The organism is Paludibacter sp. (assembly GCF_009712605.1).
In the GTDB taxonomy this organism is placed as follows: Bacteria; Bacteroidota; Bacteroidia; order Bacteroidales; family Paludibacteraceae; genus Microbacter.
On sequence record NZ_WASO01000008.1, the window covers coordinates 89,837 to 111,863 of the forward strand.

Annotated in this window: 19 protein-coding genes; 10 read left to right on the plus strand and 9 right to left on the minus strand. The window is 42.0% G+C overall.

Features of this window, described 5'->3' with window-relative positions:
* Window positions 1-16 precede the first annotated feature (16 nt).
* Complete coding sequence (locus tag F8N35_RS06675; protein ID WP_293050641.1) at window positions 17-1,861, minus strand: LysM peptidoglycan-binding domain-containing protein; 1,845 nt, start codon at window positions 1,859-1,861, stop codon at window positions 17-19.
* 388 nt (window positions 1,862-2,249) lie between these two features.
* On the opposite strand from F8N35_RS06675, the gene F8N35_RS06680 reads away from it, so the two are divergent.
* The 5 genes from F8N35_RS06680 to F8N35_RS06700 all read left to right on the plus strand — a co-directional run bounded on the left by F8N35_RS06680 (window position 2,250) and on the right by F8N35_RS06700 (window position 8,118).
* A complete protein-coding gene (locus tag F8N35_RS06680; RefSeq protein ID WP_293050642.1) occupies window positions 2,250-2,609 on the plus strand; it encodes a hypothetical protein in 360 nt (119 codons plus the stop codon).
* A gap of 9 nt (window positions 2,610-2,618) precedes the next feature.
* On the plus strand, window positions 2,619-5,441 hold the full coding sequence (locus F8N35_RS06685) for an outer membrane beta-barrel protein (RefSeq protein ID WP_293050643.1): 2,823 nt from the start codon (window positions 2,619-2,621) through the stop codon (window positions 5,439-5,441).
* A gap of 37 nt (window positions 5,442-5,478) precedes the next feature.
* The gene (locus tag F8N35_RS06690) at window positions 5,479-6,390 is read left to right on the plus strand and encodes a hypothetical protein (RefSeq protein WP_293050644.1); all 912 of its coding nucleotides are present in this window, start codon (window positions 5,479-5,481) and stop codon (window positions 6,388-6,390) included.
* A 172-nt stretch (window positions 6,391-6,562) separates the two neighbouring features.
* Entirely contained in the window at window positions 6,563-7,411 is an 849-nt protein-coding gene (locus F8N35_RS06695) for a histidine kinase (RefSeq protein WP_293050645.1), read from the plus strand.
* Entirely contained in the window at window positions 7,408-8,118 is a 711-nt protein-coding gene (locus F8N35_RS06700; protein WP_293050646.1) for a LytTR family DNA-binding domain-containing protein, read from the plus strand. The genes F8N35_RS06695 and F8N35_RS06700 overlap by 4 nt, the downstream gene beginning before the upstream one ends.
* Window positions 8,119-8,122: 4 nt before the next feature.
* Here F8N35_RS06700 and zupT read toward each other — a convergent pair whose 3' ends face one another.
* Window positions 8,123-8,920 carry a zinc transporter ZupT gene (gene zupT, locus F8N35_RS06705; protein ID WP_293050647.1) on the minus strand — a complete coding sequence of 266 codons (798 nt, stop codon included), beginning with the start codon at window positions 8,918-8,920 and terminating at the stop codon, window positions 8,123-8,125.
* 233 nt (window positions 8,921-9,153) lie between these two features.
* Here zupT and F8N35_RS06710 point away from each other — a divergent pair, with 233 nt between their 5' ends.
* Window positions 9,154-9,870, plus strand: coding sequence for a lipopolysaccharide kinase InaA family protein (locus F8N35_RS06710; protein WP_293050648.1), 717 nt, complete (start codon window positions 9,154-9,156; stop codon window positions 9,868-9,870).
* A gap of 20 nt (window positions 9,871-9,890) precedes the next feature.
* On the opposite strand, the gene F8N35_RS06715 is transcribed toward F8N35_RS06710, so the two are convergent.
* From F8N35_RS06715 to ald, 3 genes are all read right to left on the minus strand, one after another.
* Window positions 9,891-11,609 (minus strand): tetratricopeptide repeat protein, encoded by a 1,719-nt coding sequence (locus F8N35_RS06715; RefSeq protein WP_293050649.1) that lies wholly within the window; start codon window positions 11,607-11,609, stop codon window positions 9,891-9,893.
* A gap of 156 nt (window positions 11,610-11,765) precedes the next feature.
* Window positions 11,766-12,491 (minus strand): DNA repair protein RecO, encoded by a 726-nt coding sequence (recO, locus tag F8N35_RS06720; RefSeq protein WP_293050650.1) that lies wholly within the window; start codon window positions 12,489-12,491, stop codon window positions 11,766-11,768.
* A 117-nt stretch (window positions 12,492-12,608) separates the two neighbouring features.
* Complete coding sequence (ald, locus tag F8N35_RS06725; RefSeq protein WP_293050651.1) at window positions 12,609-13,694, minus strand: alanine dehydrogenase; 1,086 nt, start codon at window positions 13,692-13,694, stop codon at window positions 12,609-12,611.
* A gap of 381 nt (window positions 13,695-14,075) precedes the next feature.
* Between ald and dnaA the strand changes: the two genes are divergently transcribed.
* On the plus strand, window positions 14,076-15,470 hold the full coding sequence (gene dnaA / locus F8N35_RS06730) for a chromosomal replication initiator protein DnaA (protein WP_293050652.1): 1,395 nt from the start codon (window positions 14,076-14,078) through the stop codon (window positions 15,468-15,470).
* 238 nt (window positions 15,471-15,708) lie between these two features.
* On the plus strand, window positions 15,709-15,960 hold the full coding sequence (locus tag F8N35_RS06735; protein ID WP_068704628.1) for a DNA-binding protein: 252 nt from the start codon (window positions 15,709-15,711) through the stop codon (window positions 15,958-15,960).
* Window positions 15,961-16,359: 399 nt separating this feature from the next.
* On the opposite strand, the gene F8N35_RS06740 is transcribed toward F8N35_RS06735, so the two are convergent.
* The 4 genes from F8N35_RS06740 to F8N35_RS06755 all read right to left on the minus strand — a co-directional run bounded on the left by F8N35_RS06740 (window position 16,360) and on the right by F8N35_RS06755 (window position 19,790).
* A complete protein-coding gene (locus F8N35_RS06740; RefSeq protein ID WP_293050653.1) occupies window positions 16,360-16,713 on the minus strand; it encodes a hypothetical protein in 354 nt (117 codons plus the stop codon).
* Entirely contained in the window at window positions 16,713-17,030 is a 318-nt protein-coding gene (locus tag F8N35_RS06745; RefSeq protein ID WP_068703291.1) for a septum formation initiator family protein, read from the minus strand. The genes F8N35_RS06740 and F8N35_RS06745 overlap by 1 nt, the downstream gene beginning before the upstream one ends.
* A gap of 23 nt (window positions 17,031-17,053) precedes the next feature.
* Entirely contained in the window at window positions 17,054-18,538 is a 1,485-nt protein-coding gene (gene rseP / locus F8N35_RS06750; protein ID WP_293050654.1) for an RIP metalloprotease RseP, read from the minus strand.
* 67 nt (window positions 18,539-18,605) lie between these two features.
* Complete coding sequence (locus tag F8N35_RS06755; RefSeq protein ID WP_293050655.1) at window positions 18,606-19,790, minus strand: 1-deoxy-D-xylulose-5-phosphate reductoisomerase; 1,185 nt, start codon at window positions 19,788-19,790, stop codon at window positions 18,606-18,608.
* Between the two features lie 259 nt (window positions 19,791-20,049).
* On the opposite strand from F8N35_RS06755, the gene F8N35_RS06760 reads away from it, so the two are divergent.
* Together F8N35_RS06760 and F8N35_RS06765 are read left to right on the plus strand one after the other, a co-directional pair.
* Window positions 20,050-21,270, plus strand: coding sequence for a DUF6051 family protein (locus F8N35_RS06760; protein WP_293050656.1), 1,221 nt, complete (start codon window positions 20,050-20,052; stop codon window positions 21,268-21,270).
* A complete protein-coding gene (locus F8N35_RS06765; protein WP_293050657.1) occupies window positions 21,267-21,665 on the plus strand; it encodes a hypothetical protein in 399 nt (132 codons plus the stop codon). Before F8N35_RS06760 ends, F8N35_RS06765 begins: the two co-directional genes overlap by 4 nt.
* Window positions 21,666-22,027 lie beyond the last annotated feature (362 nt).

A 22,027-nucleotide genomic window follows, 5' to 3' on the forward strand; every position in this document is an offset into this window, starting at 1 on the left:
GGTTGTATTATAAAAATCATTCACCTATAAGAGTCACTCCCTTGCCACTTTTGTAGTTAAGCAAATGCAACTCATTATTCTGAAAACCACCTCCGGCAGCAACTCTTTTAAAAGCAAACCGGGATTCAATATTTTCGGGCAACTGAGCTGATAAATGTTGAGTAAAACCCGGAACCCCGTATTTGCTCATCATTGATATGAAATACAACGACAGATCGTAACCCAGCAAATCGAACCGTATTACTTCTCCCGAATTAGGATTCAAATGAAACCACTTGGTATATTCGCGGTTATAGTCTGCCAGACTCTCTTTGTCATGACTATAAAACAACGAGGCATAATATAGATTGGGATAAACGTTTGTTTCAGGCTCCCAGTCTAAAAAACCGTACAAAGAGACATGTTTGCTTTCGGAGTTTAAGCCTGCAAAAGCTGACAGGTATGGCGCTGCTTTTTCAGCATTGGAGGTTGCAAGAACTACAATTGCCGGTTTACCTTCTGTAATCCATGGTTTTATTGGCTCCAGATTTCCGCCCTGCAACACTGCCGTATGGTAGGCTATGTGGTTTTGTTTCAGTTTCGACATCAGGCTTTCGGCAAAAACAGTTCCGTCATCATTGTTATTACCGTTAACTGGTTGAGCGATCACGATATTAAAATTGCGGAACTGCTTAACAAACAACGATGCGGCTTGCACATACTGCGAATGAATGGATGGATTAAACTGAAACAGGTAAGGATTAGTTGCTATTCCATCCACTTTCTGTGTGAAAGGAATGATAGTATATATTTTATGCTGTTTAGCAAAATCAGCCACAGGCTTGGTTTGTGCAGCATAAGCCGGTCCTATAATCAAATCCACATGAGAAAGCTCTTCGTTTTCAAGTACTTTTGTAACGCCTGCAACAGTTTTGGCTATATCGTACGTATGAATATCCACAGAGATACCCTTTTCTTTCAGGTCAGACAGCGCAAGTAACACTCCTCTGTAAAAGTCGACAAACTTTTCAATCGTCGGATCATCTTTTGCACCATCCAACGAAAAGGGCAAAAGTACAGCCACTTTCACCAGGCTCTTGCTTACGGATGTTGTTGGGATAGGTTCCTGCTTTACGAGCGGTTTACGTTCTGACACTATCGGCTTTGCCACAGCCTTAGCCGTGTCCGAAGGTATGATCACTGTTTCTCCGGTTTTCAAAACCTCAACGGTAGGGTTGGCATTTTTGATTGACTCAACCGACACTTTGTACATACGGCTCAGACTATAAAAAGTCTCACCGGCAACTACCTGATGATGAACACCGTCTTTAGTCACAGTCTGTTTTGGTGCAGCTATAACCTGCTTCTTCTCTTCTTTCGCAACTGCAGGAGTCTCTTTTATGCTCTTTTTCACCAGCTCTTCCGGCTCTTTATAAGCCTCGCTTGCTTTCTTCGCCTGAGGAGGTGGAATTTGCAACACATCTCCCTCTTTTATGCCTTTCGCAGCATCCGGATTCATCGCAACAATGGCTTCTACTGTCACTCCATACTGATATGCAATCGAATACAGGGTTTGTTTCTTTATCACGGTATGTTGCCTTGTTGTGGTTACCGTAGGCAGGGTTTGGGTAGATAACGGAATTTTGATCACCTGGCCGGCCTTCAATCCTTCAGCTATTGACGGATTGCAATTCAGAATATCCGCCTGTGTCACGTTAAACTTATGGCTGACAGCATATAATCCCTCTTTCGCATCCACAGTGTAGAGGTAGAACTTTTGTCCATGTTCTTCTACCACAGGATAATTCAGTTCCTGACAGTATGCTGTAAGAGCAAGCAAAAGCATGAATATTCCAAAACAAAAAATTCGGGAGTACTTCATTGTTTCAATATTTAAATAGATCCGGCTTCAAATTCAATTATCAAAAGCTGACGTCACAATAGCAGTTACTCTTTCTATTATTCCAATACTGCCACAAACCCGCTAATGAAATATAATGCAAATGTAATGAAAAAATAGGGAAACGAACGGACTTGTTCCTACCTGAATCACCAAACACAGAAGTGTTGACGACTACGAACAAAAACAACACAAACATTATATACAAATACATTACACCACTTTTAAACATCCTTTACAACAATAATAAGAGATCTAAATTTCCGATCAAACAGCCTTTTCGTCTACTCAATTGGCGCATTCGTCTATTATTTTTTCACCTCCAAAAGAGAGCTTATACCTTTGTTGCGTCAAAAAACAAAAGTAACAAATGAACTATCGGAAGTGGACATTGACCTTTTTCTTTATAACAACATTTACTGTCGCTCAATCACAAAATATAGGCAAGACCAAGCTTGAATGGAATTATAACGGCACACTCGACAATGTTCTGAAAGCAATTGGTGACGACTATAATATTCACTTCGTTTACGATTCTCTGCAACTGCAAAATATCAACGTCACTTACTATGCTTTTGAGGAGAACACTCTTTCCAGATTGTTTGATGAATGGAAAAATCAATGGAACCTTTTTTCTTATGTCGAAAAAGACCGAACCGTTCTTATAACAAATAAGCCACTCACTCATAATGAACGGAAAGAGCGTATTACAGAGCTAACAAAAAAATAAAAATAGCACATGAGGAATTACTACTCAAATTTCAAGATCAAAAGATTGCTGATAGGTATTTTCTTATTCTCCGCAATTGCCGCTTCCGCTCAGGACATTACGGGCAAGGTAATTGACGGCAACTCAAAACAAACGATACCCAACGCCGGCATAGCACTCTATGGCAGCACTGGTTCTCTCATCTCCAGCACTATAAGCACATCGACCGGCACATTCGATCTGCATTATAAGCTGTCGGGAGTCTACCGGCTTAGGGTTTCGTTCGTTGGCTACCAAACATATGAAAGAGACATTAAACTCGACGGGCAGGGCGTAAGCGTGGGAACTCTTTCGTTAAAAGAGAAGACACAAGACATTAGCGAAGTAGTTGTTAAAGCCTCTGTGCCACTTGCAACTCAACGTGGAGACACTACGGTGATGAATGCGAGTGCCTACAAAACTAACCCCGATGCCAATGTACAGGATTTGGTGCAAAAAATGCCCGGAATTGTTGTACAAAATGGCACGTTACAAGCTCATGGTGAAGACGTAAAACAGGTATTGGTGGATGGAAAAGAATTTTTCAAAGACGATATTACAGCTGCATTAAAAAATCTTCCGGCTTCGATTGTAAATGAAATTCAGATATATGACAGCCAGAGTGAGCAAACCCGTTTCACAGGATTTGATGATGGCAACAGACTCAAAACCATCAATATCGTTACCAAAACCGGGGTAACCAAAAGCCAGTTCGGACGATTGTATGCCGGAGCAGGATCAGACAAGCTGTATTCTGCCGGTGGCAACCTCAGTCTTTTCAGAAACGACCGCCGCATCACCATTATAGGACAAACAAACAACACCAATGAACGGAATTTCGCCATGGGAAATATCTTTGCCGGCGGAGGCAATCCCAATGGCCCTCCGGGTGCTCAGATTGCAGCCATGGGTGGCGGATCTTCAAGCAGTGACGGAGTAAACAACTATTCAGTCGATACCCAAAATGGCATCAACAAAATAAACTCTATCGGATTCAACTATTCCGATCAGTTGAGCAAAAAAATCAAACTTGACGGCAACTATTTCTTCAGTTCGTTGAACAACACGTCAGCACAAAGTTCGCTGTACGATTACACGGCAAGACAAGGGCAAAGTTACCTCGAAAACAAAAATACAACTGCGCATGTCGTCAATCACCGGTTCAATTTCAGGCTTGATTATGACATTGACGACAGAAACTCGCTCTTCATCAGGCCGAACATATCTTTTCAACAAAGCGATGGAACCAGCAGAACCCTGGCACACACGGATTCCGTATCGAAACCTTTGAGCGCTTTTTCAAGCTCAACCGCCCCGTCGCTGACAGGAGCCACTATTTCCGGCCAGATTCTTTTTCGTCATAAATTCGACCGGAAAGGAAGAACTTTGTCTCTGGATGTTAACTCGACCTCACAAACCAAAAACGGGAATAACTACCTGAATTCAATAACGGACTATTACACATCCAACACGGTCGATACGATACGTGAATATTCCAATCTGCATTCTACCGGGTATTCTTTTTCCGCAAACGCTTCTTATACAGAACCTATTAACAGAAGGAGCATGATCATGTTCAATTACATGTATGGTTATCAAACGGGCAAATCAAATCAGAAAGCGTTCAACTACAATAGCAAGACCGGTTTGTATGATGATCCAGATCTATCGTTGACCAGCATTTACAAAAGCAACTATCAAACAAACTCGGGTGGCATGTCTTACTTATATCACACCCGTAAGATGAACCTGAACACAAACCTCAACTACCAACATGGAACATTGAAGGGTGAAAACGAGTTGAGCAATGCTTTTGCTATTCCTTCAAAAACCTACAACAACCTATTGCCATCGATGATGCTGCGTTACAGTTTTTCGTCAATGGCGAATTTGCAGGTCGATTACAGAACATCAGCAAGTGCACCGTCCATTGCACAATTACAGGAGGTATTGGACAAAACAAACCCAACCCAGCTTACCGTAGGAAATTCACATCTGGCTCAAACATACCAGCACAGTCTTAATGTACGACTGATTGCCCCCAATACCTCGACGGCCTCAGTATTCATGGCTTTTATCAACGGAAGTTTGTCCAATAACTTCATAGCATCCAATACGCTAATAGCTCATTCCGACACACTTTTATCGAAATACAACCAGACACTTGCCAAAGGCGGACAGTTGACCACTTACCAAAACCTCAGCGGATATTATAATCTGAACGGAATGGTAGGATACGGATTCCCATTTACCGCGATTAAAACCAATCTTCACCTGATGTTAAACGCCAACGCCAGCCGGACTCCCAGCATAATCAACAATCAGAAAAACTATTCCAAGCAGTTTTCATGGGGCGGTAATTTGGTTATGAGCAGCAATATCAGCCAAAACGTTGATTTCACGATTAACTCCAGGGCTAATTTCAGCTCCGTAAACAATACCCTTCCGGGACAAACCGATACTCATTTCTGGAATCTCAGCTCGGGAGCCAATTTAACCTGGATTGCTTTGAACCACATCGTTTTTCAATCGGGCTATTCCTTTTCCGGCTACTTTCAGCAAGGGAGCAAGAATGAAATCACCAATATGCTGAATTGTTCGCTTGGGGTAAAATTCCTGAAGAAGAATGCCGGAGACCTTCGCTTTTCCTGCAACGACTTACTGAATCAGAACACAAATTTCAGTCGCAGTACAACACCACTCTACACGTTGACCCATCAAAGCAATGTGGTCGGGCGGTATTACATGCTGACATTCACGTATACATTAGGCAATTTCAATGGAGGGAATCAGGGAGCCCCACGTCCGATGTAATTCAACACAATAAAACAAACAGCTAATTCAGAATCATATGAACAAGACACACTATTTTCGCACATTGATCTGCATAATCGTCGCCGGTTGCCTTTCGGTATCGGCTTACGCAAAGACCAAACTGGTTGCCCAGAGTCAGTATTGCGCCGATTTTGCCTCCGTTACCCCACCCGATAGCTCAACGATGTTTGCTTCGTTTGCCGACGGAAAAGTTCTCATACGGGCATTCAATAATCCGACCGGCTTTTTCATTCAGTTGGTTGCAGCGGACGAACAAACCCAGCAAAAGCTATTGTTTAACGGCATGACTGTTTATGTTGATCCTACCGGGAAAGAAAAAGACAAATACGCTGTTATTTTTCCTTCCATGATGTCGCTAAGGCAACAAACGGGACAAGCAGGCATGAATCAGGAAGAAACCAGACCGCAACCACAGGATGCCGGGCAGGAGCAGGGAAACCAAAGTCAGCAAAGAGGGCCAAGACGGCCTGATCCTTCAAAAATGGCACAACAGATAAATCTGAAAGGCGCCACCTTCGATATTGACGGAGATTCCCGCGCGGTAGGTATCGAATGGGTAAAACTGACAATAACTCCAAACCAGAAAATCTGCTACAACATCAAGCTTCCTTATTCTGTTTTCAACCTCAAAAATTCGTCTTCTGAATTCCTGAGCATAGGTCTTCTATCTGAATTTAGTTTACCTCAGGGTATGCAATCCGGCGGCGGAATGGGTGGACCCGGTGGTGGAATGGGCGGTCCCGGCGGCGGAATGGGAGGACCTGGTGGCGGTATGGGAGGACCTGGTGGTGGCATGGGCGGACCCGGCGGTGGCATGGGTGGTCCCGGCGGCATGGGACAAAATTCCGGTAATGCACGTTCTATGTTTGCCGAAATGGGAAAACCCGTAAAAGGATGGATTCAAACGAAACTGGATGCAGCTCATTAAGCAGTAAAAACAGGACTGAACAGGCATGAACTTCAATAAAAAATACGGCAAAGCCATTAACGTGTTAATCCACATTTGTTTTTGGATAGGATTTATTGCTATACCCGCTATTTTACCGAAGCCCCAGCACAGACCATTTCATCCTCCGTTTCCCCCGGGATTACATCCGGACATGCAAATAATAGCGATAACCATCGCGTTGCAGATCGGATATTTTTACCTGAATTATTTCGTTTTCTTCAAATTATTCAAAACACGGCGATACTATCTGTTCTTCATTGTCAACCTTGCTATTCTATCGGTTATTTTTGTAATAAGGTGTGTTTATAACCGGTTCGATGGTTTGAATATGATGATCTTCAGAGAACTATCGCCGTATATTTTTTTCTTTCTGGCAGGAACGTCATTGCGAATTATCAGGGATCAATTCAGACTTCAAAGCGAGTTGCTCGAAAACGAAGTCACCTTTTTGCGCAATCAGATCAACCCGCATTTTTTGTTTAATGTATTGAACATGGTCAACTCGTTTGCACGGACACGACCTGAGCTGATTGAGCCTACGGTGGAGAAGCTGTCGAACCTGATGCGATACATGCTGTACAATACCGACAAACAAACCTCATTAATGGATGAAGTTGAGCACATGAACAACTACATCGAACTGCAAAGAACCCGGTACAACGATTCTGTGAAGATCAGTTACCATACGGAAGGCGAAATTCCTGACAAGACAATCGAACCTATGCTGCTAATTCCTATCGTTGAAAATGCATTCAAGCATGGCACGGCACTGATAGATTCGCCCGAAATCCACATCAAGCTCTCAAGCTCAGAGAAAACCCTTTCATTAGAAGTAAGCAATCGTTACAAAAACGACTTGCAGGAAAATTTAAGCCCCTACAGCGGCATTGGGTTACAAAACATCATCAGAAGGTTGGAACTGCTCTACCCTGATTCGCACGTACTGAACCATTTTGCAGAAAACGGTTGGTATAAAATACAATTGACGATTGCTTTATGATTAGTTGCATTGCCGTTGACGACGAAAAATATGCCCTCGATTTATTGACCGACAATATCAGCAGGGTTCCTTTTCTGGAGTTGAAAGAGACGTTCAGAAATGGCGTAGACGCGTTGCATTATCTGGAAAAGAATCCGGTCGATCTGGCATTCCTCGATATTCAGATGCCGGTTCTGAACGGACTGCAAATACTTCGTAAATTGCAGGTAAGACCGATGATTGTGATCGTATCAGCCTTCAAAAGTTATGCCCTTGAAAGTTATGAACTTGATGTACTGGATTATCTTCTAAAGCCGGTGTCGTACGAACGATTTCAGAGGGCTGCGAACAAAGCCAACGACTATTTTCAGCTGAAATATGCAAAAAACGGGCAACGGAATGATTATATTTTTGTCAATGCCGACTACCGTCTGGTAAAAATCAACATCGACACAATTTTGTATATCGAAGGAATGAAGGACTACGTGAAAATTTTTGTGGAAAACAGTTCCAAAGCCATCGTTACCAAATTATCGCTTAAAATGGTTGAAGAAATGCTGCCCGGCGATCGCTTTGCCCGCATTCATAAGTCCTTTATAGTAAATGTCAGGAAGGTGATTGCATTGCAGAAGAAAAAGGTGCAACTCCATGGCGATATTATTATTCCGCTAAGCAGCAATTATCGTGAGGCATACCATCAGTTAATGGAAAGTCCGGCAGAAAATTGATTGTCTATTCCCCCATCAACAGTATAGCTATAGCAACCAGAGCCATACCGCTAATTAACCCGATTTTCGAAAACAAACCTTTACCATAATGGTGTGCTGTAGGGATCAACTCATCTATAGCGATATACACCATGGTGGCCGACACAGCTCCCAGCACAATACCTTCCAGCATTGGCGACCAGTAAGGCAATATAAACAGCCAGGCCAAAAATGCTCCCATCGGAGTGGAAAGACCCGCAGCCACCGTTAACAAGAGTGCCTTACGACGATTTCCAGTAGCATGATACATTGGTGCTGAAATAGACAGGCCAATGGGAACGTTATGGATAATAATTGCCAGCAAAATAGGGAACGCGAGGCGATAATCCGAAACGCCTATCGTAAACATTGCAATTCCTTCGGGAATATTGTGCAAAGTAACCGCCAGAGCAATTAAAAGGCTCATTTTTTTGTGCCTCCTCTTCAATTGATCGCTTTCAGAGTCGGTATTATCAGCAACCTCCACATGATGGGGAAACAACATATCAATCAGTGCCATAACCACAATTCCCAGAAAAAAAGAACAGATAGCATAAACAAATGCGTGTGAGGAATTGTTTGTTGATTCAAAGCAGCGAATCGATTCGGGAAATATTTCGACAAAAGAGACGAAAAGTAATACCCCGGCTGCCAGACCCAATGAGAAAGCGAGAAAAGAGCGGTTGGTTTGTTTTGAAAAGTATGTTAAGAGACCTCCGATACCGGTTGACAATCCGGCAGTAAGGGTTAGACCAAAAGCTATCAATAAATTATGATGTTCCATTTATATCTGATACTTAATTACAAAGGTAACAAAATAAACGACAAACGAGATGAAGAATTCTTCTCATCATATCCCGCTGAGTGTAAGCGTAGATTAACGGCTTAAACCACCGGTTATTTTAGCCGGCTTTTATAAAAAAACATAACATACTCAATTTCCGGGAACATCCGATTCAAGGCCGGTATTTTAATTTAACAAAAACAATTAACTTTGCCTGCTTTCGTGAAAACAATATGAAGACAGTAGTAATTATCGCTCCGGCATACCAGCAATACACCAGTTTTATCCATTCTTTGCCTCTGATTTTCAATTCGGAAGGGACTTCTATCTATAAGGCCCGAAATGAAATTAAGAATTTTGAGCTTGATGGGAAAACGCTAACCGTAAAAGGTTATAAGCGGCCACATATCATCAACCGTATTGCATATGGCACCTTCCGCCAAAGCAAAGCCAAACGGGCTTATGATTACGCATTGCGCCTTCTGGAGAAGAACATCTCCACTCCGGAACCTGTAGCCTACATAGAACAATACGAATGTGGCTTACTGTGCAACTCCTATTTTGTCTCGTTGTTTGCCACAGAATCTCATCTTCTCAGAGAACTTCACGACTATAAAGTAGAGGGAAATGAAGCGCTACTCAACGCACTGGCTGCGTATACGGCTTACGTTCATGAAAGAGATGTGTTTCCTATCGATTATTCGCCCGGCAATGTTATGTTTGAAAAGGAAAACGGGAAGTTCAGGTTCACGCTACTCGACATCAACAGAATGCAATTCAGAGTCGTTACCCAAAAGATGGCTGTCAGATGCTTTCGGCGCTTTACCATGGATCAGTCGTTGATCGATTTCATCGCAAAGGAGTACGCACGTATAAGAGGATATGAACCAACTGCATTCGCGTGCGAAGCCACCAAGCATCACACCATTTTTTGGAAAAGACGACAATAAAGCTATCCCCGGGAAAAAGTCTATTTTTCCAGATAGCTTTTTGTTTCTATTTTCTTCTTTAACAAAGGAGAAGTATTTCCTGCATTCACGGCTTTTTGCCACCATACAAGAGCCTCTTCTTTTTCGCCGGCCATAAACAGAATATCGCCGTAGTGTTCAAGCACTTCTGGGCTTTTATCACCCCCATTGTCAATTGCCTGTTTTTCATATATTTTGGCCAGCGAGTAATTTCCTTCCACAAAGAAAATCCACGCGTAAGTATCGAGATATGTGGCATTCGTTGGTTCGGCTGCAACGGTTTTGGCGCTCATACTTTCGGCCTTTTGCAATTCCCGTTTTTCCAGTGATAAATAATAGGCATAATTATTCAATGTTCCTATATTATTCGGCTGATATTTGAGCGATTGAGTATAAGCTACAAAAGTCGAATCTTTCATTCCCAGTTTATAATAAGTGTCCCCCAGTTGGGTATAAATCTGAGAGCGCATTACAATATTTTCATCCGGCACCAACTGAAGCGCCTTATTGCAATGTAAAATTGCCTCCTTGTATTTTCCCGATTGATACAGAGCGATTGCCTTATAAAAATAAAAATCAACATCGTCGGCAAAATACCCGAGGGCTTTACTACACAAAGAATCGATAGCCGGAAAGTTTTCCTGTTTCAGTTTCATATCGATCATCCGCATCCATGTCACCTTGTTTTGAGGATTGAGGTCGAGCATGATTTTCAGCTCATTTTCAGCAGCTTCGTTTTTTTGCCGCATCATCAGAAAAAGGTAATTGTAATTGTGGAGGCTCTCTTCTTCCGGATACATTTCGAGCAAGGAACTGAGATAGCCCTCCACCTTTTGCATTTCAGAGGGGCGGGTAACAAGGTCTTTGAGAACCGACAGCTTGGGTTCCAGATCAACGTTTTTATTGCGCATCATCTGATCGAGTACCGACATCATCGACACGGTATCGCCTACTGCCTTATAGTATTTGGATAACGAAAACAAAGCATCCCCGTTATTAGGATCATTATTCAATACTTGCTGATAACAGGCCAACGCTTCTTTCTGCATTTTCTGATCGAGATAAATATCTCCTCTTAAAACCTGATATTTAGCCTCATTCGGATATGTTTTCACCAGCTTGTCTATCTCGGCAATTCCCTTTTTATTTTGATTTTGTATAAAATAGAGTCTGGCCTTCTCCATGGTAATATCCTGATTCATGCCCTGAACCTTCTCCAACATATTCAAAGCCCCTATCGCTTCAGTGTATTTTTCCGATTGCGAGTAAATATTGATAAGCATCATCAACGCTTCATCGTTTTCGGGGTCAATTTTCACGATGGCGTTATACACTTCAACGGCTTTGTCTATTTTCTGAGAAGAAAGATATTGCTCGGCCAGCGCAGTTTTAAACCACAGGTTTTCAGGCTGAGCAACAGTAGCCTTTTCCAGACACGCAATCGCCTTATCGGTTTGTTTGGTAACGACGTAAATTTTTGACAGCTCATACATCACATTGCCGTCGTTCGGTTTGATCCGGTTACAGTTGTTCAACAAATCGATTGCAGCATCGTAATGACCGGCCAGTCTTTCACGCAAGGCATCGTCAAAAAAGTAATTGAATTGGATATCGACAGGAGTCACCTCTTCAAAATGTTTCAGCACTGCTTTTTTAGAAGCGAACATTTGCAAAGAAACACTCACACAAAGGGATAATATAACGATGCGGATTAATTTCATTTTTGTTGCTTTGAGCTATTGAAAGAGCCGGGATCAGGCTGCATCAACAGATAAAATAAATAATCAGTTACTTATGCAAATGTACGTATTTCGAATGAAAAAACTGTCACCAAAACATTTAGAAAAACTAAAACAGATAACGAATTGCGCCGGGTTTCAATCGAACAATTCCATCAACACCGGCAACGATTTTATTTCTCCGATTTCGGACAAATGAATACGATAATACGAAAGCATATATTCAAGAATGGCGACACGTTCACCTCTCGAGAAACGAAACATGTGCATATTTGTATAGTTGATCCGCATCAGTTGGTACAACACGGCGCTCTCTGCAGGCCGCAGAAAATGTTTGTGCAAAGGACAGGTGGAAGTAAATACACCATTGACCATGTCAAAATAGAAGTGCAATCCGAGATTTTCCGTACTGGGAAAGAAACCGAGGAAACGGGTCAAATGAAGCATCATCACCAAATGAAAATTGGCAACGCCCTGCTCCGACCGTTCTAGGATTTGCACTGATTCCTGCAAGAAACGAAACAACATTTTGTCAGTCTGGCTATCACGCAGGGTGCGATACAAAAATTCGGCAAGAAACAACGCCAACGCATTTTTCACCGGATTCATTTGTATCGAAGTAATAATATTGTAAGGCCGGGCTTCTTTTATTTGGTGCAGTTCGCGGTCAGGCAGCATCTCTATTTCAAGATCAACCAAAGTCAACGGCTGCAGGAATGCCATTTTCGATCCGCTTTTTTTTCTCGAAGCACCATAAACGATACAGGCCAAACGTCCCCGTTCCTCAGAAATAAGGTGCACGATATTCGCCTTATCGGAATACTTGAGGCAGTGAAGAATGATGGCTTTCGTTTTGAGAAACATATCAGAAAGGAAGAAAATACATTTAGCTAAACAAAGATAGGCTATTTTGAGCGCATAAAAAAAACAGCATGACACATATCTGCGCCATGCTGTAGTATAGTATATCAAGTAAGTCTTTTACCCCTGGAATGCTTCTCGAACAGCCGGATAAACGATTTCACCCTTCACGATGTTGAGACCTTTGCAAAGTTCTTCATTCACTTCACAAGCCTTTTCCCAGCCCAGATTAGCCAGTTGGATCGCATAAGGCAAAGTAGCATTTGTCAATGCAAGGGTTGAAGTGTAAGGCACTGCACCCGGAATGTTAGCCACACAATAATGAACCACACCATCAATGGTATAAATAGGATCATTGTGTGTCGTAGGACGGGAAGTTTCAAAGCAACCACCCTGATCAATAGCAACGTCTACCATCACAGCTCCTTTTTGCATCGTAGACAACATGGCTGCTGTCACAAGATGAGGGGCTTTTGCTCCGGTTACCAACACCGCACCGATTACCAAATCTGCAGATTTAACTTCTTCCGCAATCACATATTCGGAAGACACCAATGTTTTTACGTTTTTGGGCAACACGTCAGACAAATAACGCAAGCGAGGTAGCGAAATGTCAGCCAGGGTAACATCAGCACCCAATCCGGCAGCCATCCATGCAGCCTGAGTACCAACAACGCCACCACCAAGCACAAGCACTTTTGCCGGTTTCACACCCGGTACGCCACCAAGCAGAATACCTTTTCCTCCATTGGGGCGTTCAAGATACTTTGCTCCTTCCTGAATTGACATTCGGCCAGCCACTTCCGACATTGGAATCAATAAAGGAAGGCTCCGGTCTGCTTTTTCTACTGTTTCATAGGCAAGACAAACGGCTCCGCTGTCGATCATTGCTTTTGTCAGGCCGGCATTAGAGGCAAAGTGAAAATACGTAAAAAGCAACTGATCTTTCTTGATCAACCGATATTCAGGCTCAATCGGCTCTTTTACTTTTACAATCATGTCTGAAGCGGCATATACCTCTTCTATTGAAGGCAACAATGTTGCACCTACCTTCAAATACAATTCATCACTAAAGCCACTGTTCACCCCTGCACCTTCCTGAATGTAAACAATATGGCCTTGTTTAACAAGTGCAGACACGCCTGCGGGTGTTAATCCCACGCGATTTTCGTTGTTCTTAATTTCTTTTGGGGTTCCAATTTTCATACTCTTCAATTTAAAGGTAATTAATATGTCTCAAAGATCAATGTTTTTTATTGTAATTGCAAAGATAAAGTACAAAAAAGTGTTATTAAACCTGTTTTTAAACATAAATATGTCCATATATCATAATTAAAGATTGTTTTATCTGTTTTTATTAACACCAAAAAACATGAATAACATTATTTAACTTATTTCTTAGACTGTTGATAAAAAGACAATTATTTATCAACAGTATCATATCTTGTTTATTATCAGCACGTTAAATTAACACACTGATAATAAACATTGTACAAAAAAACATGAAAAATAGCTCAAAACAGCTATTTTTTATGTGGAAAATCTTTAGGATATTTGTCAGTCCAAAAAGACTTAAGACCCTAAAAGATGAAAGTGAACAGCGCCAACGACTTGTGGCATCGATGCCTGCGTGTGATACGCGACAATGTATCTGAAACTACGTTTTCGACGTGGTTTTTGCCCATTGTACCCCTAAACTATGAGAACAATATTTTCACAGTTCAAGTCCCAAGCCAGTTCTTCTACGAATATATTGAAGAAACTTTTGTCGATTTATTAAGAATGACCATTCACCGCGAAATCGGAGAAGGGACTCGTTTGATGTACCGGGTTTTGGTCGACCGTACTTCGGGCACAAGCACCACAATTCCCAGTGATGACAAATTAAAGCCTAATCAGCTTTACAACTCACCCAAACAGGAAAATCCTTTTGCACGAAAAGAAGCTATCCCAAATATCGATCCACAGCTTAATCCGATCTATAATTTTAACACTTTTGTAGAAGGTACCAGCAATAAACTTGCCCGTACCGCCGGGATCAGCATCGGTAATAACCCGGGAACAACCATTTTCAATCCTTTGTTCGTATACGGACAATCCGGAGTTGGAAAAACTCACCTGGTACATGCCATCGGTATTCAGGCAAAACAAACACACCCGGACAAGCGTGTACTTTATGTTTCTGCAAATTTATTTCAGATTCAATATACGGATGCCGTACGCAACAATAGCGTTAATGACTTCCTGAACTTCTATCAGAGCATTGACGTGTTGATTTTGGATGACATTCACGAATTTGCCGGCAAAAACGGAACTCAGAATACATTTTTCCATATTTTCAATCACCTGCACCAAAATGGCAAACAGTTAATCCTTACATCCGACCGTTCGCCCATGGTATTGCAGGGACTTGAACAGCGCCTCATCACTCGCTTCAAATGGGGTTTGTCTGCCGAGATATCAAAACCTGATTTTGAATTGCGCAAAGGCATCCTAAAACACAAAATATTCAAAGACGGACTTGACATTGATGACGAAGTTGTAAACTACATTGCTGAAAATGTAACCGACAACATCAGAGATTTGGAAGGTGTCATCATTTCGCTGTTGGCCTACTCTACCCTTACTGACAAACCCATTAATTTGGAACTTGCTCACAAAGCAGTCAGCAATGTGGTGAACGTGACTCCGAAAGTTGTTACAATCGAGCAAATCAGAAATGTTGTCTGTGAACACTTCGGCCTCAAAATCGAAGAAATGTTATCAAAACGCCGTAACAGAGAACTGGCTCAGGCTCGTCAGATTGCAATGTATCTTGCCAAATGCCATACAAAACATTCACTTTCTTCTATCGGAGAAATGATTGGCAAGCGAGACCATGCGACCGTGCTTCATGCTTGCAAAGTGGTCAACGATTTGATGGAGATCGACAAACAATACAGAGCCTGCATTCAGGAAATCCAAAATAAGATCAAAGCATAACTGCAAAAAAGTTAAATCCTCTCATTCGAGAGGATTTTTTTTATTCCTTCTTTCCTTCCGACTTCTCTCACCTCATTATCACACAAAGGATTGTTCTTAACATAAGACAAAGAAACTCCTTTCAAACATAGAATTGCACTGCAAAAAAAACATAATGCTATTTGCAATTTCCTTTTTTATACGCTATATTTATTGCGTGAATTTAACTCATGTTTTAACCTTATAATATCGCATGATTATGACTAGAACTATCACATTTAACGAGCTGAGAAAAATCAAAGACAGCCTTCCGTCTGGCAGTATGGGGAAAATTGCCGCAGATTTAGGTCTGACCGACGAAACAGTACGTAATTATTTCGGCGGTCATAATTTTAAAGATGGAAAGAGTTGTGGTGTTCATATTGAACCCGGTCCGGACGGCGGTTTGGTAATGCTAGACGATACAACAATTTTAGATCATGCTCTTCACCTACTTGAAGAAGTCCACTAACCTAAAACCCACAAAAAGCATAAAAAAACGCAGCTGATTGTCGAAATCAGCTGCGTTTTTTATCTCTTTGATCATTTTAATTTGTTCTTTGCCTGCGGCAGGCCTTACTTTTTGGCGCAAAAAGTAAGCAAAAACATTGACGGAAAGAACTCGTTCGCTCGGCCATAAAATATTTACTCATTCACAAACTTCTGCAGCTGGCCTACTCACTCAAACAGCTTTCCGTCAGTTTGGTATTCTTTGTTTGTCCCTTCGGGTCTGGTTGTCTATAGATTATAAAAACAATCCGGTTATATTTTTATAAATCTTGCTCATGCAGATTGGAGCGGCCTTGTCCGGTGAGACAACCAACGGTCAGCGTAAGCTAAAAAACAAGTGAGGAGACGAAAATCTCACCCCTTAATTTGACTGCTTCTGTTTGGGCAATCTGAAACTAATATATAGATCGAGTATGGTTGCAATAAGCAGGCCTGCAATCCAAAGGTAATAATGAATAAACATTCCATAAGCGCTCGCCACTAAAACCAGTGTTGCAAAAGCATGTATCTTATTCAATCGCTTTGTACTGAAATCTGTTTGATCAATTGGCAACACCACTCTCACCACTACAAGAAAGAGAACTCCCAGAGAAAATACATAGGGAGCTACCTTCACCTGTGAAAAATAAAGTACTGTCGCGACCATCAACAAAACATAACCGGCTCCGTATAGTAGTTGAAGAATTCTGCTTCTTTGTTTTTCTGTAATTTGCATCAATCCTTTTCTTTAATAATAAATATGTCTTCGTTAGGCCGCTTCATCAGGTGTTCTTCCCTGGCAAATTTTTCCAGATTTGCATTACTGGTTTGTAGCTCATTAATCTTTTCACGGTTGTCTTTAATACTCTGATCATACTGCTCGATCTGATCTTCCAGATTTTGGATTTCCCGTTGATTAGCAATGCGCTTGAAAAAATTATTTTCATCCACAAAACACATGATTACCAAAAACGTTACGGCAACTACCCAGTATTTAATATGCTTGGTTTGCCCTACCCGTTTGCGCAATTTCAACCATATTTGTTTCTGCATAACCCTATAGTTTTATATCACACTTATTTGAACAACCTGAAAATATCATTTCCGTTAGCATAAATAAGCAAAGCAAACAGAAGAAATATACCCACCATTTGTGCATACTCCAGAAACTTATCACTCGGTTTACGTCCCGTTACCATTTCATAAAGGAGGAACAAGGTGTGTCCGCCATCAAGAGCAGGAATCGGAAGGATATTCATAAACGCCAGAATAATAGAAAGGAATGCGGTCAATGCCCAAAAGTTTTGCCAATCCCAAACATCAGGGAAGAGACTACCGATAGTACCGAACCCACCGATTTGTTTTGCCCCTTCTTTGGTAAAGATAAATTTAAGCTGCTTCACATACGAAGTCAGTGTTTCAACACCCTTGTTTATCCCTGCCGGAATAGACTCAAAGAAGCCATATGAGATGCGTTTGGTAACAAAGTTTCCTGCAAATGTTTTAAGGGCGACGCCGATTTTTCCGCTCTCGCTGACAACCAGCGAAGTCGAAAGATGCTTCCCGGAACGGACAAACTCAATTGGAACGGTTTTCCCTTTGCAGGAATCCAATTGCACCGAAATATCCTGAATGGCAAACATCGCCTTACCGTTAACAGACACCACGCTGTCTCCCTTTTGCATACCTGCTTTGGCAGCAGCCGAACCATTCACCGTTTTTTCAACCACGAATGGCACGCGCGGTGTCATAAACTGTTTCGAATTGGAGGCAATAATCTGACGGGTAAAATTAGAAGGAAGAATAAACGTAGTCTTTTTCCCATCACGCAAAACGGTTACAGACTGCGAACCATCCACCAAGATCTTTTTTATTGCTTCTGACGATTCTTCTACCGGTTTATTATTAATCGCCAGCAATATATCGCCATTTCGGAATCCATTCTTAACTGCCACTTCGCTAAATTGCATTCCGAACTTGGCATTCTGCAAAGGAAGGTATTCTTCTCCCCAAACCAGAAGAATCATGGAATAGATAGCAAGGGCGGTGATAAAGTTCACCAAAACACCTCCCACCATTATAAAAAGGCGTTGCCATGCCGGCTTGCTACGGAACTCCCACGGCTGTGCAGGTTTCTTCATTGCCTCGGTATCCATCGACTCGTCGATCATCCCTGCAATTTTGCAATAGCCACCCAGCGGCAACCATCCAATCCCCCACTCTGTATCGTCCGTGTGTTTTCTCCAGTCGTCTTGTGACAAATCGGCCATAGAGATTTCTTCCATCACATCCTTGCCTTTTTCATCTTTCACCACATTGCCAAAAGCATCCAACTTTTTGCGGTACATATCGGGTACGTTACGGGCAAAAAACTTAAATTGCCACTTACCATTGATTTTCTTACAACGCAACAGAGAAATATAGGGATTGAAAAAGAGGTAGAATTTATCTACCCTCGTCTTGAAGATGCGAGCAAAAGCAAAGTGACCCAACTCATGCAAAAACACCAATATCGACAAACTCAGTATCAGTTGTGCGGCTTTAATTAAAAAAGTCTCCATTCAATATAGTTATGTATAGAATTACAAATCAAAAAAACGATAACCAATAAAAATGATTATCAACCTCTTAGCAACATTTACCCACCAATTCGGAAGCTATAGCGCGGGCTTCCATATCGGTTGCCACATAATCTTCATAAGTCGGTTGAAGCATAAACGACACTTTGGCCATTGTCGTCTCAATGACGTCCGACATTTGCAGAAAGCCGATAGCGTCCTTCAGGAAAGCTGCCACAACAACCTCATTAGCAGCATTCAATATACAAGCTGCATTACCTTTGCGTTGCATTGCATCATACGCAAAAGAAAGATTCCTGAATTTCGTCATGTCCGGCTTTTCGAAAGTCAACTGAGGGTAATCGGCAAAATTCAAGCGCGGATAATCCGTTTTCAGTCTGTCCGGATAAGAAAAGGCATACAATATCGGCAATTTCATGTCCGGCAAACCCATTTGAGCTTTGATTGCTCCATCGGCAAACTGAACCATCGAATGTATGATGGACTGCGGATGCACCACGACATCAATCTGTTCCGGAGTGAGCCCAAACAACCATTTCGCCTCAATCACTTCAAAACCCTTGTTCATCATGCTGGCAGAGTCAATCGTGATTTTTGCGCCCATATCCCAGTTGGGATGCTTTAGAGCCTCACGCTTGGTAACACTTTGCAAATAGCTGAGTTCCTTATCGCGGAATGGTCCTCCGGAAGCCGTAAGAATAATCTTTTCGATGTCGTTCCCGACCTCGCCGGTGAGACACTGAAAAATAGCGGAATGTTCAGAGTCAACCGGAATGATAGGACTGTGATAGCGTTGCGCCAACTCGCAAACCAATTCACCGGCCACCACCATTGTTTCTTTATTGGCCAGGGCAATTTTTTTCCCTGCTTTAAGCGCTTTTAGCGTCGGCAACAAACCGGAATAACCCACCATGGCCGTCAATACCACATCAACAGTCTCCATTTCTGCAATCTGAGCAATTGACTCACTTCCCGAAAAAACCTTGATAGGCAGATCTGCCAATGCTTCTTTCAAGGTAAAATAATGGGCATCATTGGCTATTGCAACCACTTCGGGCTGAAATTGACGAGCCTGTTTGATAAGCAAATCGATACTTTGATTCGCCGTCAGCGCATATACTTCAAAACGGTCGGGATGAGCGGATATGACTTCAAGGGCTTGAGTACCAATTGAGCCAGTAGAACCAAGAATGGCTATTTGTTGTTTTTGTCCGGTAACTAATGACGATTTCATAACGAATTAAAAGACAGGAATTCCCGCAAAGAACATTTTACTTCTCTGCATAAAAGACCATGATGCAAAGTTAAAAAAATTTTTGTTCCATAAAAGAAGCTACCTGTCATTTTACCTTATTTTAGCAGGATTTCACCGCAATTCTAAAGAATAAATTCTGGGGATTCCCGTTATTATTGGGTAACTTTGCAATGGAGATACAAAAAGTGTTCTGCTTTTACATCCGTTGTTTAATTCAAAATAACATAACCGAAAACTCATGGATTATTTAGATTTGTATAATTTACTGGAGGCTAAGGTCAATCCGAATGAAACAGAAATTGTAATAGATGAATTTGTAACTGTACAAAACCAAACGTTCAAATCTGCCAACTGGACTATTTTACAGGGACATTCGCATTTACGTTGCGAAGAACACAACATGGACTTTTCTGACGAAATATTCAAAACCGAGCTCGGTTATACGGAAGAAGGTTTGGATCTGATTGATTCGGAAGTAAATGACAACAAAGAGTTTAACTTTCACATTTTCGTTCCCAGACAGCAGAGAAACGAAAAAGAAGCCATCTTATTGATGCACGGTTTCAATGAGAAATCATGGCCGAAATATTTGCCCTGGGCATATCGACTGGCAAAAGACACTCACCGCTGCGTGGTACTCTGCCCGATGGCTTTTCACATGAACCGCGCCCTGTCCACATGGAGTGACCGCCGACTGATGCATAGCGTGAGTTTATGCCGCAAAGAACATTTCCCCGATTTGCTGCAATCATCCTTCTCCAACGTTGCCATCAGCACCCGGGTACAATCCAAACCACAACGTTTTATCTGGTCGGGGCTGCAAACTTATTACGACATAGTGCAATTTATTGACGAAGTGAAAGCCGGCAAATATCCTCCTCTCACAGCCGGTATGCAATTTCACTTTTTCTCTTATTCTATCGGAACTTTCCTTTCGGAAATTTTGAAACTGACAGACCCAAAGGGTTATTTTACAGACTCCAAGCTGCTTGCTTTCTGCGGAGGACCAACATTCAACCGGCTCACTCCGGTTTCGAAAGCCATTCTCGACAGCGAGGCCAATGTTGCACTCTATTCGTATCTGGTGGAACATCTCGAAAGCCACCTGAAACGGGAAAAACGACTCCATCACTATCTGGAAGAACACCCGGAAGGCCATTCGTTCCGTATGATGCTCGACTTTAAAGTAATGCGTCAGGAACGCGAGAAACGCTTCCGTGAAATCAGCTCGCAGGTGTTTGCCATCGCGCTGGAACAGGACAAAGTAATTCCGGCATACGATGTGGTAAGCACCCTCAAAGGTGCCGCACACGACATCCCGACCGAAGTCATCGTCACCGATTTTGATTACCCTTACACACACGAAAATCCATTCGTCAACAAAGAAAGCATACGGGATAAGGTAGATACTGCGTTCCAAACAACCTTTGATAAATTTTGTGATTACCTGAATGCATGATGAATTTAAATAAACGCATAATACTTACTGCCGTTATCGCTTTAGCCGTCGGTGTCATTTCAACGCTGCTTATCCAGCAATATGTATTGCCGCCCAAAACTGAGACTATTTTACTACAGCTTTCAAACAATTTCAATGGAAAATGTCCGGTAATGGTCGACAAAATTACCCGTTTTGACAACACCTCTGTGGGAAACAATGAATTACGGTTCAACTACACCATTTTAACCGCAGTGAAAGACTCGGTCGATTCCACAGAGTTGCACAGTCATCTGGAACCGATTGTCCGAAACAATCCTCAGGTCGGCATGCTGAAACAAAACCACATTAGTGTTTTGTGCCGTTATCGGGATCGTAAAGGAGCACTTCTTACCGAAATAAAAGTGACTCCTTAACAGCGATAAACAGTTCAAACCACTTCCTTCGAGTCCAACTCACAAGCCAGTTTGTCGACGAAGGGAAAAAGTTGCATCGCCTTCCGGGCCGAAAACCGGAAGGCTTTTTTTATTGCATGAAGCCTTCGCACGACAGTGTCATTTCACCTTTTTAGTGCAGCATCGCATCGTCGAAAAGAACCATCGCAGCAATCCGGTGTGTCATCGCACTGTGACGATCAAACAACGCAACAATTTAAAGAATATATTCTTTTAGTATGTTAATTATTTGTAGTACGTTTGTATTAACGTTTCCGATTAGCTGAAAAGAGGTGTATTACCACCACATTGTATAAAAGCATTTAACAAATTGGATATGTGCG